26 protein-coding genes are annotated in these 26,798 nt (G+C 70.1%); 10 read left to right on the forward strand and 16 right to left on the reverse strand.

The window, feature by feature from the left end:
* Positions 1-163: 163 nt before the first annotated feature.
* Together ACLJRM_RS01290 and ACLJRM_RS01295 are read right to left on the reverse strand one after the other, a co-directional pair.
* Entirely contained in the window at positions 164-988 is an 825-nt protein-coding gene (locus ACLJRM_RS01290; protein ID WP_101607670.1) for a tRNA (adenine-N1)-methyltransferase, read from the reverse strand.
* Between the two features lie 58 nt (positions 989-1,046).
* Positions 1,047-2,198 (reverse strand): M50 family metallopeptidase, encoded by a 1,152-nt coding sequence (locus ACLJRM_RS01295; RefSeq protein WP_410661946.1) that lies wholly within the window; start codon positions 2,196-2,198, stop codon positions 1,047-1,049.
* A 128-nt stretch (positions 2,199-2,326) separates the two neighbouring features.
* Here ACLJRM_RS01295 and ACLJRM_RS01300 point away from each other — a divergent pair, with 128 nt between their 5' ends.
* The 3 genes from ACLJRM_RS01300 (at position 2,327) to ACLJRM_RS01310 (ending at position 5,019) form a co-directional block, all read left to right on the forward strand.
* Entirely contained in the window at positions 2,327-3,220 is an 894-nt protein-coding gene (locus ACLJRM_RS01300) for a RecB family exonuclease (protein ID WP_101607668.1), read from the forward strand.
* 10 nt (positions 3,221-3,230) lie between these two features.
* A complete protein-coding gene (locus ACLJRM_RS01305) occupies positions 3,231-4,016 on the forward strand; it encodes a thioesterase family protein (protein ID WP_101613181.1) in 786 nt (261 codons plus the stop codon).
* 67 nt (positions 4,017-4,083) lie between these two features.
* Complete coding sequence (locus tag ACLJRM_RS01310) at positions 4,084-5,019, forward strand: ParA family protein (protein WP_101607667.1); 936 nt, start codon at positions 4,084-4,086, stop codon at positions 5,017-5,019.
* A 74-nt stretch (positions 5,020-5,093) separates the two neighbouring features.
* Here ACLJRM_RS01310 and hisG read toward each other — a convergent pair whose 3' ends face one another.
* The 5 genes from hisG to ACLJRM_RS01335 form a co-directional block, all read right to left on the reverse strand.
* Positions 5,094-5,939, reverse strand: a complete 846-nt coding sequence (gene hisG / locus ACLJRM_RS01315; protein ID WP_101607666.1) for an ATP phosphoribosyltransferase — start codon at positions 5,937-5,939, stop codon at positions 5,094-5,096.
* A gap of 32 nt (positions 5,940-5,971) precedes the next feature.
* Positions 5,972-6,235 carry a phosphoribosyl-ATP diphosphatase gene (locus ACLJRM_RS01320; RefSeq protein ID WP_101607665.1) on the reverse strand — a complete coding sequence of 88 codons (264 nt, stop codon included), beginning with the start codon at positions 6,233-6,235 and terminating at the stop codon, positions 5,972-5,974.
* 72 nt (positions 6,236-6,307) lie between these two features.
* Positions 6,308-6,799, reverse strand: coding sequence for a methylated-DNA--[protein]-cysteine S-methyltransferase (locus ACLJRM_RS01325; protein ID WP_410661947.1), 492 nt, complete (start codon positions 6,797-6,799; stop codon positions 6,308-6,310).
* 10 nt (positions 6,800-6,809) lie between these two features.
* Positions 6,810-8,273, reverse strand: a complete 1,464-nt coding sequence (locus ACLJRM_RS01330) for a DNA-3-methyladenine glycosylase 2 family protein (protein WP_410661948.1) — start codon at positions 8,271-8,273, stop codon at positions 6,810-6,812.
* A 55-nt stretch (positions 8,274-8,328) separates the two neighbouring features.
* Positions 8,329-9,009 (reverse strand): HAD family hydrolase, encoded by a 681-nt coding sequence (locus ACLJRM_RS01335; RefSeq protein WP_410661949.1) that lies wholly within the window; start codon positions 9,007-9,009, stop codon positions 8,329-8,331.
* A gap of 191 nt (positions 9,010-9,200) precedes the next feature.
* Here ACLJRM_RS01335 and ACLJRM_RS01340 point away from each other — a divergent pair, with 191 nt between their 5' ends.
* Complete coding sequence (locus ACLJRM_RS01340; RefSeq protein ID WP_101607661.1) at positions 9,201-10,100, forward strand: PAC2 family protein; 900 nt, start codon at positions 9,201-9,203, stop codon at positions 10,098-10,100.
* Positions 10,101-10,202: 102 nt separating this feature from the next.
* On the opposite strand, the gene ACLJRM_RS01345 is transcribed toward ACLJRM_RS01340, so the two are convergent.
* From ACLJRM_RS01345 to ACLJRM_RS01355, 3 genes are read right to left on the reverse strand one after another with little or no spacing between them, the layout of a single operon-like run.
* Positions 10,203-11,027 (reverse strand): metallophosphoesterase family protein, encoded by an 825-nt coding sequence (locus ACLJRM_RS01345; protein ID WP_410661950.1) that lies wholly within the window; start codon positions 11,025-11,027, stop codon positions 10,203-10,205.
* A 15-nt stretch (positions 11,028-11,042) separates the two neighbouring features.
* A complete protein-coding gene (locus ACLJRM_RS01350) occupies positions 11,043-12,281 on the reverse strand; it encodes an MFS transporter (RefSeq protein ID WP_410661951.1) in 1,239 nt (412 codons plus the stop codon).
* Complete coding sequence (locus tag ACLJRM_RS01355) at positions 12,278-12,856, reverse strand: ArsR/SmtB family transcription factor (RefSeq protein WP_101607658.1); 579 nt, start codon at positions 12,854-12,856, stop codon at positions 12,278-12,280. Before ACLJRM_RS01355 ends, ACLJRM_RS01350 begins: the two co-directional genes overlap by 4 nt.
* 153 nt (positions 12,857-13,009) lie before the next feature.
* Between ACLJRM_RS01355 and ACLJRM_RS01360 the strand changes: the two genes are divergently transcribed.
* A complete protein-coding gene (locus ACLJRM_RS01360) occupies positions 13,010-13,489 on the forward strand; it encodes a MarR family winged helix-turn-helix transcriptional regulator (protein ID WP_101607657.1) in 480 nt (159 codons plus the stop codon).
* Positions 13,490-13,638: 149 nt separating this feature from the next.
* Entirely contained in the window at positions 13,639-15,246 is a 1,608-nt protein-coding gene (locus tag ACLJRM_RS01365; protein ID WP_410661952.1) for an ABC-F family ATP-binding cassette domain-containing protein, read from the forward strand.
* Positions 15,247-15,318: 72 nt separating this feature from the next.
* Here ACLJRM_RS01365 and mshC read toward each other — a convergent pair whose 3' ends face one another.
* Positions 15,319-16,557, reverse strand: coding sequence for a cysteine--1-D-myo-inosityl 2-amino-2-deoxy-alpha-D-glucopyranoside ligase (mshC, locus tag ACLJRM_RS01370; RefSeq protein WP_101607655.1), 1,239 nt, complete (start codon positions 16,555-16,557; stop codon positions 15,319-15,321).
* A gap of 80 nt (positions 16,558-16,637) precedes the next feature.
* Positions 16,638-17,396 carry a MerR family transcriptional regulator gene (locus ACLJRM_RS01375; RefSeq protein WP_410661953.1) on the reverse strand — a complete coding sequence of 253 codons (759 nt, stop codon included), beginning with the start codon at positions 17,394-17,396 and terminating at the stop codon, positions 16,638-16,640.
* A 49-nt stretch (positions 17,397-17,445) separates the two neighbouring features.
* Here ACLJRM_RS01375 and ACLJRM_RS01380 point away from each other — a divergent pair, with 49 nt between their 5' ends.
* The gene (locus tag ACLJRM_RS01380) at positions 17,446-18,759 is read left to right on the forward strand and encodes a cytochrome P450 (protein ID WP_410661954.1); all 1,314 of its coding nucleotides are present in this window, start codon (positions 17,446-17,448) and stop codon (positions 18,757-18,759) included.
* Position 18,760: 1 nt separating this feature from the next.
* Here the strand turns inward: ACLJRM_RS01380 and ACLJRM_RS01385 are convergent, their stop codons facing one another.
* Positions 18,761-20,719 carry a vWA domain-containing protein gene (locus ACLJRM_RS01385; protein ID WP_410661955.1) on the reverse strand — a complete coding sequence of 653 codons (1,959 nt, stop codon included), beginning with the start codon at positions 20,717-20,719 and terminating at the stop codon, positions 18,761-18,763.
* Positions 20,716-22,113 (reverse strand): sigma 54-interacting transcriptional regulator, encoded by a 1,398-nt coding sequence (locus ACLJRM_RS01390; RefSeq protein WP_410661956.1) that lies wholly within the window; start codon positions 22,111-22,113, stop codon positions 20,716-20,718. The genes ACLJRM_RS01385 and ACLJRM_RS01390 overlap by 4 nt, the downstream gene beginning before the upstream one ends.
* Positions 22,114-22,289: 176 nt before the next feature.
* Here ACLJRM_RS01390 and ACLJRM_RS01395 point away from each other — a divergent pair, with 176 nt between their 5' ends.
* The 3 genes from ACLJRM_RS01395 to ACLJRM_RS01405 all read left to right on the forward strand — a co-directional run bounded on the left by ACLJRM_RS01395 (position 22,290) and on the right by ACLJRM_RS01405 (position 25,254).
* Positions 22,290-23,504, forward strand: coding sequence for a sensor histidine kinase (locus ACLJRM_RS01395; RefSeq protein WP_410661957.1), 1,215 nt, complete (start codon positions 22,290-22,292; stop codon positions 23,502-23,504).
* Positions 23,497-24,141, forward strand: a complete 645-nt coding sequence (locus ACLJRM_RS01400) for a response regulator (protein WP_410661958.1) — start codon at positions 23,497-23,499, stop codon at positions 24,139-24,141. The genes ACLJRM_RS01395 and ACLJRM_RS01400 overlap by 8 nt, the downstream gene beginning before the upstream one ends.
* A 315-nt stretch (positions 24,142-24,456) precedes the next feature.
* Entirely contained in the window at positions 24,457-25,254 is a 798-nt protein-coding gene (locus tag ACLJRM_RS01405; protein WP_101607648.1) for a hypothetical protein, read from the forward strand.
* Here the strand turns inward: ACLJRM_RS01405 and ACLJRM_RS01410 are convergent.
* Positions 25,205-25,855, reverse strand: coding sequence for a VC0807 family protein (locus ACLJRM_RS01410; protein WP_410661959.1), 651 nt, complete (start codon positions 25,853-25,855; stop codon positions 25,205-25,207). The genes ACLJRM_RS01405 and ACLJRM_RS01410 overlap by 50 nt on opposite strands.
* On the reverse strand, positions 25,852-26,748 hold the full coding sequence (locus ACLJRM_RS01415; protein WP_101607646.1) for an alpha/beta fold hydrolase: 897 nt from the start codon (positions 26,746-26,748) through the stop codon (positions 25,852-25,854). Before ACLJRM_RS01415 ends, ACLJRM_RS01410 begins: the two co-directional genes overlap by 4 nt.
* Between the last annotated feature and the right edge of the window lie 50 nt (positions 26,749-26,798).

Consider the following 26,798-nt stretch of genomic DNA (forward strand, 5'->3'; position numbering starts at 1 on the left):
TCGAGCGCTGAAGTCTCCGTCGGGCGCTGGGCGCCCTTGGGGAGACCGTTCGCGGATACCGGCCCCACGGCGGTGATGAGTTGGGAGCGCGGTGCCGCGTGAAGGCCCCCTTCCTTGCGCTAGACGCAAGGAAGGGGGCCTTCACGTACTTCGGGGGCCGAGGTCAGCCCTTGCCGGAGCGGCGGTGGACCCGCGGCGAGACCGTGCCGTCGGCCAGACGGCGAGCCGTCAGCAGGAACGCGGTGTGCGCGACCATCCGGTGGTCCGGCCGCACCGCGAGGCTCACGACATGCCAGGGCCGCATGAGCGTCTCGAAGGATTCCGGCTCGGTCCAGCACTGCTGCTCTCGCAAGGCCTCCGTGATCCGCGAAAGCTGTGTGACCGTCGCCACATAGACCGTGAGCACCCCGCCGGGCACCAGATGCGCGGCGACCGTCTCCAGCTGGTCCCACGGCGCCAGCATGTCGAGCACCACCCGGTCGACCTCGCCGGTGTGCGTCGACAGATCCGCGACCGTCAGCGACCAGTTGTCCGGTTTGTGGCCGAAGAACTTTTCCACGTTCCGCTCGGCGTGCTCGGCGTGGTCGTCCCGGATCTCGTAGGACTGGACGGTGCCCTCCGGCCCGACCGCCCGCAGCAGCGAACAGGTCAGCGCGCCGGAACCGGCACCGGCCTCGAGCACCCGCGCGCCCGGGAAGATGTCGCCCCACATCACGATCTGCGCGGCGTCCTTCGGGTAGATCACCTGCGCACCGCGCGGCATCGACAGCACGTAGTCCGGCAGCAGCGGGCGCAGCGCCAGATAGTTGCTGCCGCCGGCCGAAGTGACGACCGAACCCTCCTGCGCGCCGATCACGTCGTCGTGCGCCAACGCGCCGCGATGGGTGTGATATTGCTGTCCCTCGGCGAGCACCATGGTGTAGTGCCGCCCCTTGGAGTCGGTCAGCTGAACCCGGTCACCAATACGAAACGGCCCACGGACCGACACTGAACCTCCATACGCGCGAACTGATCGACGACCGATCCTCGCAGGTGGCCGTCCCGGGCTACGCCGGGGGTCGGCTCCTGGTCATCGCGGCGCGCAGGTCCTCGCGCCGGAGCACGCCCGCGGGCCTGCCTTCGTCGTCCACGACGAGGAACTGCCACGCGGCGGTTTCCCGGACGCGCTCGGCGATCTCCTCCCCCGACTCCGAGGAAAGCAGCACGGTGTCGGCGCGGATCGGCTCCGCGGCCATCTCCGCCGGCGCGTGCGGCGAGGTTCCCGCCAGCTGCGCGGCGGCCTGCTCGTCGAGCAACCCGGCCGCCACACCGTCGGCACGCACCAGGACCACTCCACGGCCCGCAGAAGCGGCCAGCGCGTCCGAGACAGGGCTTTCCGCGGGAAGCTGGAGAACCGGCCGGACGAGCTCGCTCAGCCGCACACCTTCAGGCCAGCCTCGACGGGTTTCGGCGGCGAGTTCGCTTCGCGCGCCGAGGATCACGAACCACGCTGTCACGACACAGACACCGAGCCGGAGCCAGCGGTCTTCACTGCCCGCCGCCAGTCCCCACAGCGCCCAGACGATCAGTCCGGCCGAGACGACACCGCCACCGACGACGGCGGCCCGGGTGCCCTTGTCCCGGCGGCCCGTGGCCGCCCAGACCCCGGCGCGGACCAGGCGCCCGCCATCGAGCGGGAGCCCGGGCAGGAGGTTGAAGATCCCGACGGCGAAGTTCGCGACGGCGCATTCCGCGATGAGCAGCCATGCCGCGCTCTCCGGCGGGACGGCGAACATGAGCAGCCCGCAGAAAGCGCCGAGCAGCAACGAAACCGCCGGTCCCGCGGCGGCGACGAGTCCTTCCTGCCGCGGCTGACGCGGGGTCCTCGCCACCTCGGAGAGGCCGCCGAGGAGGAAGAGGCGCAGGCGCCGGACCGGGATGCCGAGGCGCAGCGCCACCAGGCAGTGCCCGAGTTCGTGTGCCAGCACCGAAAGTCCGAGCAGGACCGCGAACGCGGCCGCCAGCAGCCACGAGGTCAGCGTCGTCGCGCCGGGCAGGAACCGGCCGACCAGCGGCGTGTAGAGCACCACGATGACCAGCGAGCCGATCCACCACGAAGGAGCGAGCAGCACGGGGATCCCGGAGACGCGGAACAGCAGGAGACCACCGTCCGGTGCCACGCCTCGTCGAGGCGGGCCCTGCTCACCCGTCACCGCCATGTGTCAGAGCGTAGATGCCCAGGTGTGGGGTGCGGGTAACCCGCCCTTCCCGTCCGGGTGGTGTCGGTCAGGCCACTCCGGTGCGTCGCAGTCCCGGAACTGTCGGTACCCGGCGCTACCCTCCCTGCATGCCCGACACCGACACGGTCACCGCCGATCCGCCGCCCGGCGCCGAAGTCCCGCGCCGTCGGCCGGCCCTGTCCCCGTCGCGTGCCAGCGACTTCAAGCAGTGCCCGCTGCTCTACCGCTTCCGCGCGGTCGACAGACTTCCCGAGATCCCGACGAAGGCCCAGCTTCGCGGCACGCTGGTGCATTCCGTGCTAGAGCGCCTGTTCTCCCTTCCGCAGGCCGATCGCACCCCGCCGCAGGCCAAGGACCTGCTCGCACCGGCGTGGGAGGACCTGTCCGCGGAACGTCCGGAGTGGATCGAGCTGTTCGATCAGGACGATCCCGAGGCCGTCACGTCCTGGTTGTCTTCGGCGGAGCAGCTCGTCGACACCTACTTCGGCCTCGAGGATCCGAGCCGGCTGGAGCCCGAAGCGTGCGAGCTGCACGTCGAGATCGAGCTGGGCTCCGGGGTGCTGCTGCGGGGCTACGTCGACAGGCTGGACGTGGCGCCGACCGGCGAGATCCGCGTCGTCGACTACAAGACCGGCGCCGCGCCCCGTGAGATCGGCGAGGCCAAGGCGATGTTCCAGATGAAGTTCTACGCCGTGGTCCTCTGGCGGCTTCGCGGTGTCGTGCCGCGTCAGCTGAAACTGATGTACCTCACCGACGGGCAGTCCCTCGCCTACACCCCCGACGAGGGCGAGCTGGTCCGGTTCGAGCGCACGCTCGAGGCGATCTGGCAGGCGATCCTCAAAGCGGGCAAGACCGGCGATTTCCGGCCCAATCCGAGCAAACTCTGCGCGTGGTGCGATCACCAGGCGCTCTGCCCGCAGTACGGCGGCACTCCCCCGCCGTACCCCGGCTGGCCCGAGCCGGATCCCGGCGAGGAGTCCGTATTGGACCGTGCGGATTAGGGTGCCCGGTGTGACAGAAGCCTTCTACGTGCCGTCCGGCGACGGTCTCTTCGTCCCGACCCCGCACACCGCCGGGCCGTGGACCCCGGACGCGCAGCACTTCGGTCCGCCCTCGGCGTTGCTGGTCCGCGCGCTCGAAGAGGTCGAGGCGCCGCACGCGAGCCAGCTGGCGCGGGTGACGATCGAGATCCTCGGGCCCGCGCCGTTGAAGGAGCTGTCGGTGCGGGCCTGGGTGGAACGCCCGGGCCGGTCGGTCGAGTGGCTGGAGGCCGAGCTCTCCCACGGGGAGCGGGTCGTCGCCCGCGCCTCGGCATGGCGCATCGCGACCTCGGACACGACCTCGGTGGCGACGGCGGAAGGTCCCGCCCTGCCGTCGCCGGAGGGCCTGCCGACGTCGAACTGGCCGGAAGGCTGGCACGGCGGTTACCTCGACGCCGTCGAATGGCGGCGTGTCAGCGGCGCGCTGGACGAACCCGGTCCCGCGACGGTCTGGGGGCGTCAGCGGGTCGCCCTCGTGGACGGGGAGAAACCGAGTGCTCTCCAGCGGCTGTTCGTCCTGGCCGACTCAGGCAACGGGATTTCGAACTTCCTCGACCCGCGTGAGTGGTGGTTCATCAACTCAGAGCTGACAGTGCACCTCCGCCGCCCACCGCTGGGCGACTGGATCGGTGTCGACGCGGCCACCCTGATCGGCCCGAACGGCATCGGCACGGCGACGACCACGCTGCACGACACGTCCGGACCGATCGCGTCCGGGGCGCAGGCGTTGCTGGTGCGGCCGCGACAGGCGGGCTGATAGACGCGCATTCTGAGCCCGTTTCCAATAGCCTTCCCGGAACAACAGACGCAGGGAGCGCTTCGGCATGCAGATCACCTCGGTGGTCAACCAAAAAGGCGGGGTCGGCAAGACCTCACTCAGTGTGGGCGCGTCGGCGGCGCTGGCCGAACGCGGCCGCCGGGTGCTGCTGATCGACCTCGACCCACAGGGCCACGCGACCACCGAACTCCTCGGCCTGGACGAGGTGGCGCCGAATATGCCCAGCCTGGCGAAAGCCCTGACCAAGGTGTGGAAGGGCCCGATCGAAGAACTCGCCGTGCGGCATCCGCGCAGCAACCTCGGCCGGGGCGGCGCGTTCGACGTCATCCCGACCTCGCCGGGCATGTTCGACCTGATCCGGCGGCTGGACCAGTTCCGCGTCCCGGGCTGGCAGCTGGCCAGGGTCATCCAGTTCGCGAACTACGACCACGTCATCATCGACTGCCCGCCCGCGCTCGACGTGCTGACCAACAACGCGCTGGCCGCCTCGCACGGGATTCTCGTGCCGGTGCAGCCGGACCGGACGAGCATCCGGGCGCTGCGCCTGCTTTCGGACCAGGTCCGCTACGTCGAACAGACCGTCGGCCGTCCGCCGATCGCTTACTACGGCCTCGTCCCCGGGCTGTACCGCCGCCCGATCTCGCACTACGCGGCGGCCGCGTTGCAGGAGCTGTACACGTTCGGGATCCCGATGCTTTCGCACGTCCCGCTCGGCGTGGTGATGAACGAGGCCGCCGCGCACGGGGTGCCCGTGACGACCTACGCGCCGGAAACCCTGCAAGCACTGTCGTTCCGGGAGATCGCGGAAACGCTGGACGGGTACCTGCAGAACCATCCGGCCCCGGCGATCGTGCCCGCGGACGAGGAGTTCGTCTTCGAGGACTTCATCACCGAGGTCTCGGTGACGCGCAGCGCCAACGACAACGGCGCACGAAAGCGGCTCTACGACCTCATGCCCAAGAAGCCGAACCGGCCTCGGTAGCACTTAGCGCGTGCCATGAAAGGCCCGTTACTTGCAAATTTTGCAAGTAACGGGCCTTTCATAGCGTCTGAGACCTAGAGACGGCAGGCCCGGATGTCCGAAGCCAAGACGGCCTTGGCGCCGGTCTCGGCGAGTTCGTCCATGATCCGGTTGACCTCCTTGCGCGGCACCATCGCCCGCACGGCCACCCAGTCTTCGTCCGCCAGCGGCGCGACGGTCGGCGACTCGAGGCCCGGCGTGATCGCGATGGCCGCCTCGAGCAGCGAACGCGGGCAGTCGTAGTCCAGCATCATGTAGTGCTGGGCGAAGACGACACCCTGCAACCGTGCCTTCAGCTGATCCTTGGGCCGAGTGTGCTCGGTACCCTCCCGCTGCAGCAGCACTGCTTCCGAGACGCAGATCGGGTCCCCGAAGGCCACGAGGCCGTGCTGGCGCAGCGAACGGCCGGACTCGACGACGTCGGCGATGGCGTCGGCCACGCCGAGCTGGATCGAGATCTCGACGGCGCCGTCGAGGCGGATGACCTCCGCCTCCACCCCGTGCTGCTTCAGGTTCTCGCGCACGAGTCGCGGGTACGACGTCGCGAGCCGTTTACCGTGCAGGTCTTCGGCCCGCCAGTCCCGGCCCGCCGGCGCGGCGTACCGGAATGTGGAACCGCCGAAGCCGAGGCCGAGGATCTCCTCCACCGGCGCGCCGGAGTCGAGCGCGAGGTCGCGGCCGGTGATGCCGAGATCCAGCTCGCCGGATCCGACGTAGATCGCGATGTCCTTGGGACGCAGGAAGAAGAACTCGACCTCGTTGACCGTGTCCAGCACGGTCAGATCGCGGGCCTCATGTCGCTTGCGGTAACCGGCCTCTCCGAGCATCTCCGACGCGGCGGCGGCGAGGGCTCCCTTGTTAGGCACGGCGACACGCAACATTGCTTCTCCTTGGTTCTCCGGACGCGAACGCGTCACAGGTACCGGTACACGTCCTCTGTCGACAGTCCACGGCCGAGCATGAGCACCTGCAACCGGTACAGCAGCTGTGAAATCTCCTCCGCGAGCCTCTCGTCGGATTCGTGCTCGGCGGCGATCCACACTTCGCCCGCCTCTTCGAGCACCTTCTTGCCCTGCGCGTGCACACCCGCGTCGAGCGCGGCGACGGTGCCGGAACCGTCGGGGCGCGTGCGGGCGCGGTCGGCAAGCTCGGCGAACAGCTCATCGAAGGTCTTCACAGTCTGGAGATCCTTCCATCCGCGCCCGCGTCGCGCTGCCCCGGGCCGGTGTGATGCCACCGGCGTCACACCTCAGAACAACGTCGAGCCGCCCCGCTCGAAGTCGAGCAGGAGCCGCTTCCGTTCGACACCACCGCCATAGCCGGTGAGATCGCCGGTGGAGCCGATCACGCGATGGCACGGCACGATGATGCCGATCGGGTTCTTCCCGTTCGCGAGGCCGACCGCGCGGGACGCGGTGGGCCTGCCGAGCCGGTCGGCGAGTTCGCCATAGGAGACCGTCTCGCCATATGGGATTCCGAGCAGGCCCTGCCAGACCATCCGCTGGAATTCGGTGCCGCCGAAGCTCATCGGAAGATCGAAATCCTTCCGCTGTCCGGCGAAATACTCCTTGAGCTGTTTCTCGGTCTCCACGAAGATCGGCGCGCCCGGATCCGGATGGTCGAAAGTCTCCTCCGCTGGGCGATGCCGCTGCTGGACCATGTAGAGGCCGCAGAGACTTTCGCCGTCCGCGACCAGGGTCAGCCGGTCGTACGGGCTGTCGATGACGGTGTGCGTGCGCATGATGCTCCTGCTAGGCGGCGGGCAGCCGGTTGATCGGGTGGTCTCCGGTCGCCCAGAGGTGCTGGACGGCGTAGGCGCGCCACGGGCGCCAGTGCTCGGCACGCTCGACGAACGCCGCCGGGCCGAGACCGAGGCCCTTCGCGGCGACTTTGACGCCGAGGTCGGTCGGCAGGAAGGCGTCCGGGTCGCCGAGCGAGCGCATCGCGATGCTCTCCACGGTCCACGGTCCGAACCCGGGCAGCGTGTGCAGGCGTTCCCGTGCCCGCTGCCAGTCGCTGCCCGCTCCGAGGTCGAGCTCGCCGCCGTTCAGTTCGGCGACGAGGCCGAGCAGCGTCCGCTTGCGGCTCTGCGGCATCGCGAGGCTTTCCGGGTCGATCTCGGCGAGCGCGGCAGGGTCCGGGAAGACGTGGGTGAGGCCGCCTTCCGGATCGTCGACCGGATCGCCGTGCGCGAGGACCAGCCTGGCGGCGTGCGTCCGCGCTGCAGCGGTGGACACCTGCTGGCCCAGCACGGCGCGGACGGCGAACTCGTCGCCGTCGACGGTCCTCGGCACCCGCCTGCCGGGCGCCGCCGTCACGAGCGGGCCGAGCAGGCTGTCGGCGGCCAGGGCCTCGTCGACCGCGACGGGGTCGGCGTCGAGGTCGAGCAGGCGGCGGCAGCGGCTGATCGCGGTCGAGAGGTCCCGCAAGTCCGACAGGGTGAGACGGCAGCCGATGTGACCGTCTTCGGGCTTGAGGGCGACGAGGGCGGGGCCGTGCGGCAACCGCAGCGTCCGGCGGTACGCGCCGTCGCGCCATTCCTCGACACCGGGGATCCCGGTCGCGACCAGATGCCCGAAGAGGTTGTCCGGGAACAGCGGCTTCCGGTACGGCAGGCGCAGGTTCAGCGTCCCGGGCGCGGTCGCCGGCGCGGTGCGGACCCGGGCCCGCAACTCGGTCGGGGACAGCGCGAAGACCTCGCGGACGGTGTCGTTGAAGGTCCGGACGCTGCCGAACCCGGCGGCGAGGGAGACGTCGATCATCGACAGGCCGGTCGTCTCGATCAGCAGCCGCGCCGTCTGCGCGCGCTGGGCCCTGGCGAGACTGAGCGGGCCCGCGCCGAGTTCGGCGCGCACGTGCCTCTCGACCTGCCGGACGCTGTACCCGAGCCGGGCGGCCAAGCCGGTCACGCCGTCGGTGTCGACGACGCCGTCGGCGATCAACCGCATCGCCCTGGCCACCAGGTCCGCGCGCTCGTTCCACTGCGGCGAACCGGGACTCGCGTCCGGGCGGCACCGTTTGCAGGCGCGGAACCCGGCCTCCTGCGCGGCCGCCGCGCTCGGATAGAACTTCATGTTCTCCGGTTTGGGCGGGACGACCGGGCAGCTCGCCCGGCAATAGATCTTCGTGGTCCGGACGGCGGTGAAGAACCAGCCGTCGAACCGGTCGTCGTTCGCCTGGACCGCCCGGACGCAACGCTCGAAATCCTCATGCACCCAGCCAGCATCACCGACTGCGTGGCCGGGGTCTAGCGAAAACGCGACATGGCGGTCAGGGCAGGAGGGCGGTCAGCGCGCGCACGTCGAGACCGACGAGCGACGAGCGGAACACACGCCGTTCTCCCGGCTCGACGTCGACGTCGTTCGGGATCACCACCACCGTGCAGCCCGCCGCGGCCGCGGAAGCCGCGCCCGGCGGTGAGTCCTCGATCGCGACGCATCGGGAAGCCGGTACCCCCAGCAACTCCGTCGCCAGCCGATACGGCCTGGCGTCCGGCTTGTTCAGACCATCGACCTCGTCACCGCAGACGGTGACGGCGAAGTACTCGCGGCCGATGGTGTTGAGGGCGAGTTCGGTCAGCGACCGTTCGGTGGAGGTGACCAGCGCCATCGGCACGCCGTTGGCGCGCAACAGTTCGAGCAGCTCCTGCGCGCCGGGGCGCCACGGGAGGGGACCGTCGAAGAGGTTGGCCGTCCGCTCGCGGATCCACTCCCCCATCTCCGCGATCGACTCGGGGGTGACGGGCTTGGCGCACACTTCGAGCAGGAAAGCGGCCGTTTCGTCCATATTGGACCCGACGAGACTCAGGCGCTGCACCTCGGTCAACGTGCCACCGAGGGTCTCGACGGCCTCGTAGAGGGCGACGTCCCACAGCTTCTCCGAGTCGACCAGCGTGCCGTCCATATCCCACAGCACGGCGGCGAGTCCGTCCCGTGTGGACGGTTCGGTCACGGCTCCCCCTTCACGATCAGATGGCGAACTAACCCGACGTTCCGGATCCCACGTTAGCCGAGACGGATCCACGCCGACGCCGAGGATCTTGACCGAAATGTCGGCTTACGACGGATTGACGTGGTTCGTCCGAACGCCGGGCGATCGGACATGCTCAACGGCGGACAGCCGTCTGGTCGTAGGCTGGTCCGGTGAGTGAGCCCGTCGACGAGACCCAGCGGCCCGGCCGCGACCACCCGGATGACACCAAGCCGATCATGATCGTCGCCTTCGAAGGATGGAACGACGCAGGTGACGCGGCCAGCCGGGCGGTCGAGCACCTCCAGCTCAACTGGGATGCGACCCCACTGAGCGAGCTGAGTCCGGACGAGTACTACGACTTCCAGGTGAGCAGACCGACCGTGCGCATGGTGGACGGCGTCACCCGAAGGGTCGACTGGCCGACCACCCGGCTCTCGGTCTGCCGCCCGGAAGGCATCAGCCGGGACATCGTGCTGGTCCAGGGGCCCGAACCGAACATGCGCTGGCGCGCCTTCTGCGCCGAACTCCTGGAGCACATCCAGCAGATGGACGTCGCGACCGTCGTCACCCTCGGCGCGCTCCTGGCCGACACCGCGCACACCCGGCCCGTCCCGGTCACCGGGACGGCGTACGACAAGGACACCGCTTCCCAGTTCGGCCTGGAGCTGAACAACTACCAGGGCCCGACCGGCATCGTCGGGGTTCTGCAGGACTACTGCGTGCAGGCCGGCGTACCGGCGGTGTCGATCTGGGCGGCCGTGCCGCACTACGTCTCGCATCCGCCGTCGCCCAAGGCCACACTCGCGCTGCTGCACAAGCTCGAGGACGTCCTCGACGTCGAGATCCCGCTCGGTGCCCTTCCCGAGCAGGCCGAGGAGTGGCAGCGGACGGTCACCGAGATGGCCGAAGAGGACGAAGAGATCACCGAGTACGTCCGGGGACTCGAGGAGCGCGGAGACGCGGAGACCGAGTTCACGCTGGACGACGTGAGCGGCGACAAGATCGCGGCCGAGTTCGAGCGGTACCTGCGGCGTCGTCGTCCCGGTCAGGACGGCCCGGGACGGGGCTGAGCGCTCTTCTTCGGTCGCGTCGCGCGCTATGAAAGGCCCGTTACTTGCAAATTCTGCAAGTAACGGGCCTTTCATAGCACTCCGCGACCACTCACGAGGCCGCTAGAAGATGCGCCGCAGCGGAATGGGTCCCCGGGCACGCTTCCGCCACTCACGCGGATAGCCGAGCGAAACCTCCTCGAACCGCACCCCGTCCGCCTCGGTCGAACGCGGGATGTGCAGATGCCCGTAGACGGCGACCTCCGCCCGGAAACGCAGGTGCCAGTCCTCGGTCTCGGTCGTCCCGCACCACAGCGCGAACTCCGGGTAGTACAGCGGCGCGGTCGGGTGGCGGTGCAGCGGCCAGTGCGACATCAGGATCGTCCCGTGGTCCTCCGGGATCGCCTCCAGCCGCTCCGTGCTGATCTTCACCCGGTCGGCGCACCACGCCTGCCTGCTGGGATACGGGTCGGGGTGCAGGAAGAACTCGTCCGTGCACAGCACGCCGGCCTCGCGCGCCTGCTCGACGGCCGCCAGCAACGGCAGCCCGTCGGCCGCGGGAGTGCGCCAGCTGTAGTCGTAGAGCACGAACAGCGGGGCGATCGTCAGCGGCTTGTCCTGGTGCTCCCACACTGGGTACGGGTCCTCCGGGGTGAGCACGTCGATCTCCCGGCAGCGGTCGACCAGGTGCTCGTAGCGCGCCTGGCCCCGCAGCTGACATTCGTCCTTCTGGGTGGTCCACAGTTCGTGGTTGCCGGGCACCCAGACGACCTTCGCGAAGCGTTCCCGCAAGGTCTTGAGCACCCTGATCACGGATTCGGCACGTTCGGCGACGTCACCGACCACGAGCAGCCAGTCGTCGGGGGTCCGGGGCACGACCTCGTCGACGAGCGGGGCGTTGCCTTCATGGGTGACGTGGAGATCGCTGGTGGCGAAGAGATGCGGCACTCCACCACCGTAGCTTCACCCGGACCGGGGAACCGCCGAAACCGCATCACGGCGTGACCGGCCCGACGCCGCGACCCACAGGACGGTCACCGCCGAAGCGACGTGCAGGCCCGCTTGGACGTTCAGCAGGACGCCGGTGCCCAGCACGCTCACCAGCCCGCCCGCCAGCAGCGCGCCCAGCGCGGTGAACCCGGCCGTCGCGGCGAACATGGTGCTCAGCACGCGGCCGGATCGCTCGGGGGACGCGGTCGTCTGGACCAGCGAGAGCAGACCGGATCCGGCCAGCACCCCGGGGGCGCCGACGAGCCCGAAAAGTCCGATGAAGACGCCCAGCGACGCGGTCAGGGCCGGCAGGTTCCAGATCACCGCAGAGAGCAGGCCGAGCGCGAGTCCTCCCCAGCCGAGCAGAGCGGCGGGCGCGACCTTGCGGGCGACGGTGGCGACGGCGAATCCCGCGGCCAGCCCACCGAGCGCTTGCACACCGCGAAGCAGGCCGACGTCGCCTTCGGTGCCGTTGAGGATGTCGAGCACGAAGACCACGAACAGCACCAGGAACATTCCCTGTGCCAGGGACGTCAGCACCACGACGACCCCGGCGAGGCGAAGTCGCCCTTCGCGGCCGATCTCGCGAAGCCCGTCGAGCCAGGCTCTCAGCACCGGCTCGTGCGGTCCCGCCTCCTTGGGCGCGGCGACCCGCCGGAACGGGCGCGCCAGCAGGGCCGAGCCGACCACCAGCACGCCGAGATAGGCCACCACGACCCAGCCCAGGCCACCGAAACCGAGCAGGAGGCCGCCCGCCCAGCCTCCGGCGAGACGCGCGACACTGCCGTTGATACTCATGAGGCCGTTGGCGCCGATCAGCTCGTCCGGCGCGACCAGCTCCGGCACGAGCGCGTTGCGGGCGGGCTCGAACAGCGAGGCCAGGCCCGCCTGCGCGGCCATGACCCCGTAGATCACGAACACCGGCCCGCCGGACGCGACGAACAGCAGCGGCAGCGCGACGAACGCCTGTCCCGCGCACACCACGCACAGCACCAGCCGCCGGTTCCAGCGGTCCGCGATCACCCCGGCGACCGGGCTGAGCAGGACCGCGGGGAGCAGACCGAGCACGATGCTCAACGCCGTGGTGGCCGCGGAACCGGTCGCCTGGAAGACGAACACCGGCAGCGCGATCTGCAGCATCCACTCGGCGGTTTCGGAGAAGAAGGCGGCGGTCCACAACCGCGCGAAGGCGGGCTCTCTCAACGGTTTCATGCGCTCGGCTTCCCCTCGGCGTCGATCCGCAGGAACGCCCGCAGTCCCAAGTGGACGGGTAGGGCCCCCTCAGGAGCGTCTTCGCGGATCGTGCTGACGTAAGGCCGCACGAGCGCGTCGATCCCCCGGACCAGCTCGTCCAGCTCGGCCGCGGTCACCCGCAGCGAGTACGTGTTGATCCCGGACGCGTCCTGCCATTCCTTGTCGAGCTGGTCGGCGGCGTCGAAATAGCGCTCGATCAGCTCCTTCTCCCGCGCCAGCGCGGTTCCCACGACCGCCAGCTGCGCCCCGCGCAGTTCCGGATCGTCGCCGAACTCGATGCCGACCTGGCAAGCACGCCACGGCCGTTCTCGCCCGTCCTCCCCCTCGACCCGCTCCACGAGACCGTGCAGGGCCAGCTGACGCAGGTGCCAGCTGCAGTTCGAGGCCGTCGAGCCCACTGCCGTCGCGCACTCGCTCGCGGTCCGCGGACCGACCGCCATCAGGTGGTCCACCAGCGCCGAACGCAGCGGATGCGCCAGCGCCCGCATCAGCTCGACGTCTTCGATCCGCTTGCGCGGCGGCAACCCGGCCATCGTCCCGATCCAATCTGAAAGAAGTCTTTCGAAAGTTCTCTTTCAGAGTTGCAGGTGGCCGCGAGGATGTCAAACGACCCTCGATACCCTTGCCGCGACAGCTGCTGCACACCTCAGTAACTGCACAAGTCAACTACTGCACCAGGAATACACATGCCTGACCAGCGAGAACTCGCCACCGCGGCGGCTTTGGAGATCCCCCGGTTCGTCAGCGCGACCGTCCTGTTCCACACGGCCATGGCGGACCGGCTCGGGATCAGCGCCACCGAGCTGCACGGACTCCAGCTGGTCATCAGCGGCGCCGCGACCTCCCCGACCCGGCTGGCACAGGCGCTCGGCATGACCACCGGCGCGGCGACACGGATGATCGATCGCATGGAGGCCCAGAACCTGGTCGAACGGGTCCCGGATCCGGCCGACCGCCGCCGCCTCCTGATCCGCCCGCTGCCGGACCGGCTCGGCGAGGTCTCCGACCTGTACTCCCCCATGGCCCGGTTCTTCGGCGACCGCCTCGGCCGCCTGGACCGACGCCAGCTCGCCGCGCTGCTCGGCGTCATGACCGAGGGGCGCGCCTTCGCCGAACGAGAAGCCACCCGGCTGCGATCCGGGTCTCCCGAAAATGGGGTTGACTAACGCTACGCTGGTTGCGTTAGAATCCTCGCATCATGAAGAACTGACATCGCACCTTCCCCGTTCCGAGGCGGCTTCGGTCGAGCACTGCTCCCGTAAGCGACGAGGCCCGGCGGGGATTCCCCATGTCCGAAGAAACGCGGTGATGTCGTATGTCTCTTTCCCTGATCGCCAAGGACCTCGTCCACTCTTACGGCGCCCGCGTCGTGCTCGACGGCGTGAACCTGACCGCTTCGGCCGGGCAGAGGCTCGGACTGGTCGGCGAGAACGGCGTCGGCAAGTCCACGCTCCTGCGGCTGCTGGCCGGGGTCGAAGAGCCCGACGCCGGCGAGGTGCTGCGCGGCGACGACCTCGGATTCCTCTTGCAGGAGTTACCTTTCCCGCTGACAGCGCGGTTCTCCGACGTCATCGACGACGCGCTCGCCGAGATCCGGCAAGCGTCGGCGAGACTCGACGAACTGACCGAAGCGCTCGCTGAACGCCCGGACGACACGGCAGTGCTCGACGAGTACGGCACCGCGCTCGAATGGGCCCAGGCGCACGATCTCTGGGACGCCGACAGGCGGGCCGAGGTGGTGTGCGCGGGTCTCGGGCTCGCCGGGATCGATCCGGCGCGGGAACTGGGCACGCTGTCAGGCGGGCAGCGGTCGAGACTCGGCCTCGCCGCGTTGCTGATCCGGCGGCCGGGAACGCTGATCCTGGACGAGCCGACGAACCATCTCGACGACGCCGCGATGGAGTTCCTGGAGCACCATCTCGCTTCACTGACCGGTGTCCTCGTACTGTCGTCACACGATCGCGTGTTCCTCGACGCGGTGTGCACCGACATCGTCGACCTCGACCCGGCGCTGGGCGGCCCGACCCGGTACGGCGGCACGTATTCCGACTACCTCGACCAGAAACGGGCCGAGCGGGCGCGCTGGGAACAGCGCTACGCCGAGGAGCAGGACGAACTCAAGGAACTGCGCGAATCGGTGGCCGTCACCGCGCGCAACGTCGCGCACAACCGGCCGCAGCGCGACAACGCCAAGATGCTCTACGACTTCAAGACCGGGAGAGTGCAGAAGCAGATCTCACGCCGGGTCCGCAACGCGCAACTGCGGCTGGACGAACTGGAACGCGACCAGGTGCGGAAACCACCCGCGCCCCTGCGGTTCCAGGGCGGGCTGACCGGCGAACCCGGTGAGGACAAGACGGCGATCTCGGTACGGGACCTCGAGATCGCCGGGCGGCTGCGCCTGGCGACCCTCGACATCACGACGACGTCGAGGCTCCTGATCACCGGCGGGAACGGCGCCGGGAAGTCGACGCTGCTGTCCGTCCTCGCCGGCTCATTGACGCCGGACTCCGGGACCGTCCTTTCCGGACGCGGGGTGCGGATCGGCCTGCTGGCACAGGATGTCGCGTTCGCCGAACCGGAGAAGACCGCCCAGCGGACCTACGCCGAAGCTCTCGGCGAGGACGCTCCACCATTGCGCGGCCTCGGCCTGCTGGCTCCGCGTGATCTCGGGACCCGGGTCGGCGCGCTGTCGGTCGGGCAACGGCGGCGGCTCGCGCTGGGGTTGCTGATCGCCGATCCGCCGGAGGTCCTCCTGTTGGACGAGCCGACGAACCACATCTCGCTCACCTTGACCGAGGAGTTGTTCGCCGCGCTCGAAGCCGCACCCGGTGCCGTCGTCATCGCTTCCCATGATCGGTGGCTGCGACGGGACTGGGCGGGCGACCACCTCCGGCTGGAAGCCGGTCGCCTCGCCGTGTAGGGCGTTATACGGGTGTCATGAAGGGGGCTTTCAGAATGAATTTCGTCCCGAAAGCCCCTTTCATGACGTTTCTCAGAGCTCGATGCCGAGCAGCGCGTCGACGGCGTTCCGGATCAGCCCGGGCGCCGCCGGGTCGGTACCCGAACGGTTCAGCGCCTGCTCCACCCAGGCGTCGACGGCCGCGAGCGCCTTGGGCGTGTCGAGGTCGTCAGTGAGGTGGTCACGCAGGCGAGCGACGGTGTCCTCGGCGGCCGGGCCGGTGCCGAGCGAGACGGCATCGCGCCAGCGCCCGAGGCGGTCGGCGGCGTCCGCGTGCAACTGCGCGGTCCACGGCCGGTCCTCGCGGTAGTGGCCGGCGAACAGCGCGAGCCGGATGATGCCCGGGTCGACCTTGTCGGCACGCAGCCGGGAGACGAACACGAGGTTCCCGCGCGACTTCGACATCTTCTCGCCGTCGAGGCCGATCATCCCGGCATGCACGTAGTGCCGCGCGAACGGCCGGTCCCCCGCGACGGCCTCCGCGTGCGCGGCGCTGTACTCGTGGTGCGGGAAGATCAGGTCCGAGCCGCCGCCCTGGACGTCGAAGCCGAGACCGAGCCGGTTGACCGCGATCGCACTGCACTCGATGTGCCAGCCCGGCCGCCCCGCGCCCAGTTCGGACTCCCACGACGGCTCGCCGGGCCGCGCCATCCGCCACAGCAGCGCGTCGAGCGGGTGCTGCTTGCCGGGCCGGTCCGGGTCGCCGCCGCGTTCGGCGAAGAACTTCGCCATGGTCTCGGCGTCGTAGTTCGACTCGGACCCGAAATGCCCGGTCGCGTTGTGGTCGAAGTAGATGTCCGGGTAGTCCGCGTCGTCGGCGCGGTACGCGCTGCCGTTCGCCAGCAGCTTGGCGATGACTTCGACGATCTCCGGGATGCTCTCCACGGCGCCGACGAACTGCCGCGGCGGCAGCACCCGCAGCGCGGTCATGTCCTCGCGGAACAACGCCGTCTCGCGCATGCCGAGGACGACCCAGTCGTCCTTGTCGCGCTCGGCCCGCTCCAGCAGGGGCTCGTCGATGTCCGTGACGTTCTGCACGTAGTGGACGTCGTGCCCGGCGTCGCGCCACAGGCGGTTCACCAGGTCGAATGTCAGATACGTGGCGGCGTGCCCCAGATGGGTGGCGTCGTACGGCGTGATGCCGCAGACGTACATCCGGGCGGTGGACCCGGGCGCCGTGGGGCGGATCTGCCCCGTCGCGGTGTCGTGGAGCCGCAGCGGACGGGGGGTGCCGGGGATACGGGGCACGTCGACCGATGACCAAGTCTGCATACCCCGACTGTAAGCGGAGCCGCCGCGCCGTTCCCGTCCGGTGGGAGCCGGACACGGCCGGAGTAACCGAACTCGCCCGTTCAGGACCGGCCCGCGTTGGCGTCGACCGCGTCCCGGATGTACTCCCCCAGGCCCGGCCGCTGGTCCGGCTCGCGCACCAGGAAGCCGAGCTGGACCGGGTCAGTCGCGTACATCCCGGCGATCTCGCGGTGCAGTGCGTGACCGCACTCGCCCATGAACGCGGCCAGCATCAGGCGGTGCTCCTCGGCGAGATCCATCGCTGCGGCACTGTCCGCGGGCGCGCCTGATTCGACGACGTCGAGCAGACGGCCCACCCAGTCCTGCCGGACTTTCTCCGCCTCGATCCACTCCTCCTTGGACAGTGGCCTGGCCGCCGCCCGCCACTGCGGGGTCTCGCCCCACCGGCGGACGGCCTCCTCCGCGTAACCCTCCGGTTCGCGGTACTCGCCGAAGACCTCGAACCGCTCCTCCGGCGTCAGCGCGGCGCCGACTTGCTTGGCCTCGATCACCCGGTCGACGGAGTCGACCATCCGGGTCAGCTCTCCGATCCGTTCCACGAGCAGCACGCGCTGACGCCGCAGGTGCTCCAGCGCGTCCACGTCCGGGTCCTCGATGACCTTCGCGATCGTTTCCAGCCCGAACCCGAGTTCGCGGTAGAACAGGACCCGCTGCAAGCGGTCGAGGTCGTCTTCGCTGTAGCTGCGGTAGCCCGCGGCCGTCCGCCCGCTCGGTGACAGCAGGCCGATCTCGTCGTAGTGGTGCAGCGTGCGCACGGTGATGCCCGACAGTGCCGCGACCTTCCCCACCGGATACCCCATCGGCCCAGCGTAGGTGGACTCCCTCCCGGACCGCGCGTAGAAACGAAGGATGGGGACAGCTGGAACCACCGTGCCGGCCGCACTTCCGCCCGGGCCCCGGCTGCCCGGGCTCGTCCAGACGCTCGTCGTCGGCAATCTCCGGCATCAGGTGCTCCCGCTGCTCAAGCGCCGCTACGGATCCGTCGTCCGGATGAGGTTCATGCCGCATCGCGACATCGTCATGCTCACCGATCTCGAGGACATCAAGACCGTGTTCTCCGGATCGGTCACCACCTTCCACGGGGGCGAGGGCAACATCGTCCTGAAGCCGCTGATGGGCGAGCACTCCGTCCTGGTCACCGACGAGGACCTGCACCTGCGCGCGCGGAAGCTGCTGATGCCCGCGTTCAACGGCGCTGCCCTGCGCGGCTACCGCGACATGATCACCGAGCTGACCAGGGCCGAACTCGACCGCTGGCCGGAGAACCGGGCGTTCGGCGCGCACGACCGGATGCGTGCGCTGACCCTGGAGATCATCCTGCGGGTGGTGTTCGGCGTCGCCGAAGGACCACGGCTCGACGAACTGCGACGGCTGATCGGGCATCTGGTCGAACTCGGGCTGATCCACCTGATCGGCTGGCAGACCCCTCGCCTGCAGCGCTACCGCCCCTGGCGCACCTACGCCGAACGCCAGGCGCGGGTCGACGAGCTGCTCTACGCCGAGATCTCCGAGCGACGCCGGGCCACCGACCTCGACCAGCGCACGGACGTTCTGTCCCGCCTCATCACCGTGCCCGGCGACGGGGACGAACTGACCGATGTGGAACTCCGCGATCAGCTGGTCACCCTGCTGCTCGCGGGCCACGAGACCACCGCGACCGCGCTCGCCTGGGCACTGCACGAGCTTTCCCGCGACCCCGCGCAGGCCGCGTTCACCACGCGCGCGGCGGACGACGGCGACGAGAAAGCGCTCGAAGCAGTGATCAAGGAGGCGATGCGGCTGCGCCCGGTGGTCGGCGAGGTCGTCAGGCGGCTGACCGAGGACGTCGAGATCGGCGGCTACCGGATCCCGGCGGGGTTCGACGTCATGCCGTCGATCATCGTCGTCCACGGCGAGGACGAGCACCATCCCGACGCGAAGGTCTTCCGGCCGCAGCGGTTCCTCGAGGGTTCGCCGCCCGCCGGTAGCTGGCTGCCGTTCGGCGGCGGCGCGCGGCGGTGTCTCGGCGCGGGGTTCTCCCTGATGGAGGCCACGATCGTGCTGCGGGAGCTGTTCGGCCGGTTCACCGTCGCCCCGGAACACGCGCGCCCGGAACGGACCCGGTCGCGGCCGATCACCCTGGAACCGGCGCGGGGCGCCAGGATCAAGGTGACCGGCCGCTGAGCTACCGCTTCCTGGTCCGCAGGTAGTCGCCGACCACCGCGGCACCGAGTCCGTCGAGGTCGGGAGCGACGACCCGGCCGCCGGAGCGGCGCGCGATGAGGTCGACGAACTCCGTCAGCCGCGGATCGTCCCCCAGCCGGAACACCGTGACCGACGCGCCCAGTTTCGCCATCCGGTCCACTTCGGACAGTGTCTTGAGCAGCGTCCTCGGCTGAGGCGGGTAGTCGAATTCCGCCGTTCCGTCGGGTTCCAGGTGCGCCGTCGGCTCGCCGTCGGTGACCATCAGGACCACCGGCTGCGCGTCGGGATGCCGCCGCAGATGCCGTCCGGCGAGCAACAGGGCGTGATGGGCGTTGGTGCCCTGCTCCCAGGCGCCTTCCAGGCCGACCAGCTCGGCCAGTTCGACCGACGTGGCATAGCGACCGAAGGTGATCAGCTGGAGCGCGTCGTTACGGAACCGGGTGCTGATCAGCTGGTGCAGCGCGAGCGCCGTCCGCTTCATCGGCAGCCAGCGGCCCTCCTGCACCATCGACCACGAGGTGTCCACGAGCAGCGCGACCGCCGCGCGCGACCGGTGCTCGGTCTCGATCACCTCGACGTCGGAGACGTCCATCCGGACGGACCGTTCGCCCACCGAGACCGAGCGCAGTACCGCGTTGCGGACCGTCCTGGAGACGTCCCACGGCTGCATGTCCCCGAACCGCCACGGCCTGGTCGCACCGGTCGGCTCGCCCGCCGCGCCCGCCGATTCGGTCTCCCGCTGACCCGCCTTGCCGCGCAACGCGGCCACGACGTCGGCGAGCGCCGTCTCCCCCAGCCGTCGCAAAGCCTTGGGAGACAGCCGGAGCGTGCCGTCGGGCGCGCGTTCGAAGAGACCTTGCCGCCGCAGTTCGCGTTCCAGTTCGGACAGCCGCCGCGCGTCGACTCCGGCGTCCGGTCCGAGCTGACGTTCGAGGGCGTCGACGTCGATGTCCTCGAGCCTCGCGCCGGGGTAGGACTGGCCGAGCTGTTCGGCCAGTGCGTCCAGTTCGGCGAGGTCGGACATCGCCCGGGCGCCCTCGCCGAGACCGAGTGGATCGTTGCCCCGGAAGCGTTCCGACGACGTCCAGTCCTCGCCGGGCCGCAGCGCCTTCAGTTGGGAATCCAAAGTGGACAGCTGCTGCGCGAGCCGGGGATCGCCGAACGCCTGCTGTGACAACTCGGCCAGTTCGGCGCGCTGCTCCGGCGTCATCGAGTTGAGCATCCGCTGCGCGGCCGCGGCGCGAGCGGCGAGGACGTCGATCAGTTCCTCGACGCTCTTCGGGTTCTCCGGGAAGAACTCGCCGTGCTCGCGCATGAACTCCGCGAACCGCTCGGGGACGTCCTCACGACCCTGAGCGTGCGCGGCCAGCAGGCTGTTGAGGTCGGCGAGCATCCGGTTGGCGCGCTCGACGTCCTCCGGCCCGGCGTTCTGGAGTGCTTCCTTCATCCCCTCGAAGCGGGAATCCAGCAGCTCGCGCCCGAGCAGGTCGCGGATCTTCTCGTAGTTCTCCCGGCCCTGCTGAGAGCGCCAGTCGTACTGCCCGAGTTCGCGGACGGCCGCCGCCGTTCCCGGCGGAAGCGCGTCCAGCTGCGCCTCGCGGAAGCGGGCGTCGTCGTCCGGGTCGGGGAACAGCTCGCGCCGCTCGGCCTCCAGCGCCTCGTCCAGCAGCCGCTGGACCTCCTGGAGCGTGCCGTCCAGCCGGTGCCGCCGCTGGATCTCCGACCGTCGCTGCCAGAGCCGCCTGGTCAGCTCGTCCAGCCCGGCGGTGCGCGGGGTGCCGCGCCGCAACAGTTCTTCCAGCGCGGACCGGGGCGAGGCGCCCGCCATGACGTCCCGGCCGATCTCGTCGAGCGCGTCCCGCAGGTCGGCGGGCGGCGCCAGCGGATCCGGGCCGTCGTGCCACGGCCCGTACGAATACCCCTCCGGGACGGTGCTCATCGGCCGTAGACGGTCGTCGTGTCGTCCGAATCCTTGGCGAGTTTCCTCGACAGGAACAGGGATTCCAGCGCCAGTTCGACCGCGGCCGCGATCCGGCCCGCCGGTTCGTCCGGGCCGACGCCCGCCCGCGCGGCGACGTCGTGGAGCACCGGAAGTTCGGGCAGGGCGGCGAGGACGTCCTTGCCGGGTACGCGTTCCCCGGTGGCCACCAGATGCCCGCTCTCGACGGCGTCGGCCAGCGGCACGAGATCCAGTCCGGCGAACCGCGCGCGGGCCGTCTCCGCGACCGCCCGGCGCAGCAGGTGCACGAGGTGCTCGGTCTCGCGTCCCTCCTCCCCCGGCTCGAATTCGAGCTTGCCGCGCAGCACGGCGGGCACCGCGTCGAGGTCGACCGGCCGCGCCACGGCGGGCTCCTCACCGGTGAGCGCGGACCGGCGCAGCGCCGCCGCGCCCACGGTTTCCGCCGCCGCGACGGCGAACCGGGCCGAGACACCGGACCGCTGGTCGATGGCGGGCGATTCGCGCAGGTTCCGCACGAACCGGGCGAGCACCTCCAGCAGCGGCTCGCCGACCTCGGCGACCAGATGCGCCTCCTGCCGCACGACCGCGATCTCGGACTCGACGTCGAGCGGGTAGTGCGTCCGGATCTCCGCACCGAAGCGGTCCTTGAGCGGGGTGATGATGCGGCCGCGGTTGGTGTAGTCCTCCGGGTTGGCCGTCGACACCAGCAGCACGTCCAGTGGCAGGCGCAGGGTGTACCCGCGGACCTGGATGTCGCGTTCCTCCATCACGTTCAGCAGCGCGACCTGGATGCGCTCGGCGAGGTCGGGCAGCTCGTTGATCGCCACGATGCCGCGGTGGGCGCGCGGGACGAGTCCGAAGTGGATGGTCTCGGGGTCGCCGAGGCTGCGGCCTTCGGCGACCTTCACCGGGTCGACGTCGCCGATCAGGTCACCGACCGAAGTGTCCGGGGTGGCCAGCTTCTCCGTGTAGCGCTCGTCGCGGTGGCGCCAGGTCACCGGCAGGGCGTCGCCGAGTTCGGCGGCACGGCGGCGCGATGCCGGGGTGATCGGGTCGAGCGGGTGTTCGGCCAGTTCGGCGCCCTCGATGACGGGCGTCCACTCGTCGAGGAGTCCCGCGAGGGTACGCAGCAGCCGGGTCTTGCCCTGGCCGCGTTCACCGAGGAGGACGACATCGTGCCCGGCCAACAGCGCGCGCTCCAGCTGGGGCAGCACGGTGCGCGAGAACCCGACGATCCCGGGCCACGGGTCTTCCCCGGCGCGGAGCTTGGCGAGAAGGTTGTCGTGCAGTTCTTGTTTGATCGAACGCGGCAGGTGGCCGGCCGCGCGAAGGTCCCCGGCGGTCCGGGGCAGAGTTGCGGGAACATCGTTCACCCGTTCGACGCTACGTCGCGATCATGGCCCCTGTCGACGTGAAGCAACTCCAGCTCTGGATCAACCGAACGGTGGAGGGAACCTCAAGAGGTCGGTTGATGTGGGAGCGGGCGGCCGCGCAGCAGACTGGACCCGTGCCCCGGCGGTGGGCCGCACGCTGATGAAGGAGGTGGTGGATGAGCGTCGAGCCGGAGGCAAGCCCGGTAGTGACGGTGCTGTCGTTCGTACTCTTGGCGATCCTCACTGCTTTCACGTTCGTGGCCGACGGACCCCTGGTGAAGGAGCTCGTCCTGTGCGGGGTCGCCGCCGGCTGGATGCTCGGCATGCTCGTGGCACCCCGGTCGTGGCGATCGAGCCTGCCGGTGACGGCCGTCTTCCTCGGCGTGCTGACCGCGATCACGCTGGTCCTCGTGGTCGAAGCGCCCTGGTTCGGTTGCTTCACGCCCGTGCTGTACGTGTACGCGTTCCGGCTCCTGCCGTGGCCCTGGCTGGTACCCGGCGTCGCCGCGGCGGCGGTGGTCGCCGGGACCGCGCAGGCCTACGGCGTGGACAAGACCACGGTCGCCGGGGTGCTGAGCTACCTCGCCGTCCTCGCCGCCAACATCGGGCCGATGTGCGCCTTCGCCTGGTTCGCCTGGCGCGGCGACGAACGGAACCGGCAACGGGAGGAGGCCTTGCGGGAGCTGGCCGAAGCCAACTTGAGGCTGGAGGCGAGCCTGGCCGAGAACGCCGCCCTACACGAGCAACTGCTCGCCCGTGCGCGCGAAACCGCCGTGCACGGCGAGCGCGAACGGATGGCCAGGGAAATCCACGACACGCTGGCGCAGGGTCTCACCGGGATCATCACGCAGTTGCAGGCGGCCGAGCACGATCCGGACTCCTGGCGGCGGCGCACCACGGCGGCGACGGCGCTGGCGAGGGAAAGCCTGACCGAAGCCCGGCGTTCGGTGCACGCGCTCCGGCCCGAACCCCTGCGGACGTCGCGGCTGGGCGAGGCGCTGGACGGTGTCGCGGAACGATGGTCGGCGCTGCACGGCGTCGCGGTGCGGGTCACCACGACCGGGACCGCGGTGCCGCTGTCCCCCGAGACCGAGGTCGCGTTGCTGCGGACCGCGCAGGAGGCACTGGCGAACGTCGCCAACCACGCCCGCGCGACCCGCGCCGGCGTGACGCTGTCGTACTTGGAAGGTGAGGTGGCCGTGGACGTCCGGGACGACGGCAGGGGGTTCGATCCGCTGAGCCCCCGGGGCGACACCACCGGGACCGGCTTCGGCCTCACCTCGATGCGGCAACGGATCGAAAGTCTCGCGGGAACGCTGCGGATCGAGTCGGAACCGGGCGGGGGCACCGGGATCTCCGCGTGCGTCCCGCTGGGAGGAGCCCATGCCTGAGTCACCGATCCGGCTGCTCATCGCCGACGATCACCCCGTCGTCCGCGATGGTCTGAGCAGCATGTTCGCCCGCGATCCGGGCTTCGAGGTCGTCGGCGAAGCCACCGACGGCGCCGAAGCGGTCCGGCTCGCCGAGAACCTGCGCCCGGACGTCGTCCTGATGGATCTGCGAATGCCGGGAACGGACGGCGTCACCGCGATCGGCGAGCTGGCCGAGAGGGGAAATCCGGCGCGAGTACTCGTCCTGACCACCTACGACGCCGACACGCATGTGCTGCCCGCCATCGAAGCCGGTGCGACGGGCTACCTGCTCAAGGACGCGCCCCGTGACGAACTGCTCCGAGCCGTCCGCGCGGCCGCCCGGGGCGAGGCCGTGCTCGCGCCGTCGGTCGCGGCCACGCTGATGGACCGGATGCGCACGCCCGCGCCGGGGCCGCTCAGCGAGCGGGAACTGGAGGTGCTGCGGCTGGTGGCGGCCGGGAACACCAACCGGGAGGCCGCCGCGGGGTTGTTCATCACCGAAGCGACCGTGAAGTCCCATTTGCTGAACATCTACGGAAAGCTGGGCGTCGGTGACCGGGCCGCCGCGGTGGCGGAGGCCTTCCACCTGAGGCTGCTGAAACCGAAGGGTCCGTGAGGAAAGGGCGACCGTGCGTGTTCGGGCGGGATGGGCGTTCACGGGTGATCGGGCGGCGATCACACGAGTTCGCCGTCCGAGCACGCGAGATCCGTGTCCAATCACGCGAGTCTCGCGCTCGCTCACCTTGGGTTCAGCCACAACGCCACCTTTGCCTTACCCCTCACTAAGCCGAATCGCCACTCACGACCCCCTCGGGCGGACCGGCGCGATGGCAGGCCACCAAGCCCGCGCCCGTGCACGACACCTCTGCTTCACCCCTCGATAACGTGCCCATTTCCCGGTTTCGTAGAAAGCACGACTAAAATCAACGCGGTGTGCCGTCCTAGTGCGACCCTCGCGGTCTGGTCTTCGGCGTGGCTGAACGGAGCCGCCGCCTCCGACGACGTCCTTGACGCCCTTCAGGTCTGGGGCGAAGCCCACGACGTCGTCGCCGCGGATGCCGCGGCCGCCGAGGCGTTCGACCTGCCGCTGGCGTTCAACCGCGCGGCGACTCCGGTCCAGTTGCTCCTCGCCCTGCGCTCGCAGGGCGCGAAGAGCCTCCACCTGCTCCTCCCGGTGCCCGGCGACGTCCGCGGCCTCGGCGGTGGCGGCCCGTTCACCGAGGCCGCGCTGCGGACCGGCGAGGCCGTCGTCCTGCCGGATCTCGGCTACGGGCTCGTCCCCGAGGCGATCGCCGAGGGGTTGATGCGGTGGACCGTCTATTCGGTGCCGACGCCGGGTGTCCTCGAGTACCGGCCGCTCGGCGAGTCGGAACACGGCCTGACCGACGCGATCCGCGCGAGCGCCGGCGCGCTGCAGTCACTCGACGTCGCCCGCGACCGGCCGGGTGTCCGTGCGGAACTCTCGGCGCGGCTGCGGTCGGCCACCGACGCGCCCTGGCCCGCCGGGATGCCCAGCCGATCGCTGCGGGTGCTTCAGCGGGCGGAAGAGATCGCGGCGATCCTCGCGATCGCCGAGTCCGACGATCCGGGCGGCGCGCTGTCGGCATCGGCGGCGCTGCGGCGGGCCGAGGCGTTGCGGCCGCTGGCCGATGCCGTCAGGGGTGCCCGGTACGCGGCGATCAACGAAGCGGTGCGGGTGTTCGCGGACCAGGCGGACCGCCACCCGTAGCCAGAACTTTCCCGGCATATCGGACGGACCACAGCGAAAGCCCGCCGATGACGGCGATGAGCAAGACCACGCTCACCCCGTTCATCACGTCGGCCGACAAGGTGTAGACCAGCGGCACCCGCACCACGGCCTCCACGAGCAGGGCCACTCCCCACACCGCGGACATCCGGGTGAACGCGCGACGGAAGCCGGGCACCTCGCCGGCGAGCCGGTCGATCTCGGCGCGTTTGGCCACGCTCGACCCGGCACGCACGGCGATGAGCACCATCGGAGTGCGGCTGAAACAGCTCACCAGCAGCACGATCCCCGCGGTCGCGGTACCGAAGGACTCTTTCAGCAACAAGAATCTCGCGTCACCGGTGAACAGCGAAAGGACGAGCCCGACGCCGAGGACTCCGGCCAGCAACGCGGCGAAGCCGTCGAACGAGCGGTCCCGGACAGCGACCCAGACGATCCGGAAAGCGGCAATCGCGGCCCCCGCCAGCAGCGAGACCTGCTCGCTCTGTCCGGCGAGCCGAAGCCCGTAGTAGGCGGCCAAGGGCAGCGCGACATCCCAGAGCAGGAGCACGAGCGTCGGATTCCGGCCACCGCGCGCGGTCACGACGGCGCGTTTCCGATGGCTTCGCAGTCGGCCAGGAAAGTCAGCACACGCGCATTGACCTCCGCCGCCGCTTCCCCCGCGATGGCATGGGTCGCCGACGGCCATAGTTCGACCTCTCCCCGCGGCAGCAGGTCCCGGGCGCGCGCGGCCGCACGCGCCGGGTGGTGGATGACGCTGCGCCCGGCCACCAGGGCCAGCACGGGCATACGCAGCGAACGCAGCTGATCGTCGGTGATCAACCGGGGCAACGGCAGGGCGATGCGGTAGGTCCGCATTCCCTCGTCGATCACCCGCGCGACCGGATCCGTGGCGTCGACCTCCGCACCCCCGGAAATCCATCGGAGGAACGACGGGCGGGCCCATCGGTCGACGACGGGGATCGCGGAAAGCGTGGCACGGACGACCAATCCCACGGTCAGTCCGCCGAACGTCAGTACGGGATCGATGAGCGTGACCGACTTCAGCCGTCCCGGCGCTCGCGCGGCGAAGTTGGCCGCGAGCCAGCCACCGAACGAGTACCCCATCAGGTGCACGGCCGTCAGATCGAGTTCCGCGAGCACCGTCCCGAGCCAGGCGGCCTGATCCGCGCCATCGCGGATGGGAACCGTCTGTTCGCTGCGCCCGGGTTCGCCGATGAGGTCCACGGCGTACACCTCGCCGTGCCGGAGCAGCGCCTCGAGATTGGGTGCCCACATCACCGCGGTACCCGCGCGTCCGGGCAGCAGCACGATCGGCGTGCCGCCCGGCCGCCCGAACCGGTACACCCGCGCCACCCCGAACGCCGTCGGGACGTCGTGGATCCCGGCCGGAGCGGGCAAAGCCGCCAGACCTCGTTCGTAGACGGCCTCGTACTCGGCTCGCGCCTCCGGCGTGGAAAAACCGCCCACCTTCATTCGCACCCCTCCTCGTTACGGTACGATCGGATTGTAAAGCGGTTGGTGAC

It is taken from the genome of Amycolatopsis sp. lyj-84, from assembly GCF_046549075.1.
Taxonomy (GTDB): Bacteria; Actinomycetota; Actinomycetes; order Mycobacteriales; family Pseudonocardiaceae; genus Amycolatopsis.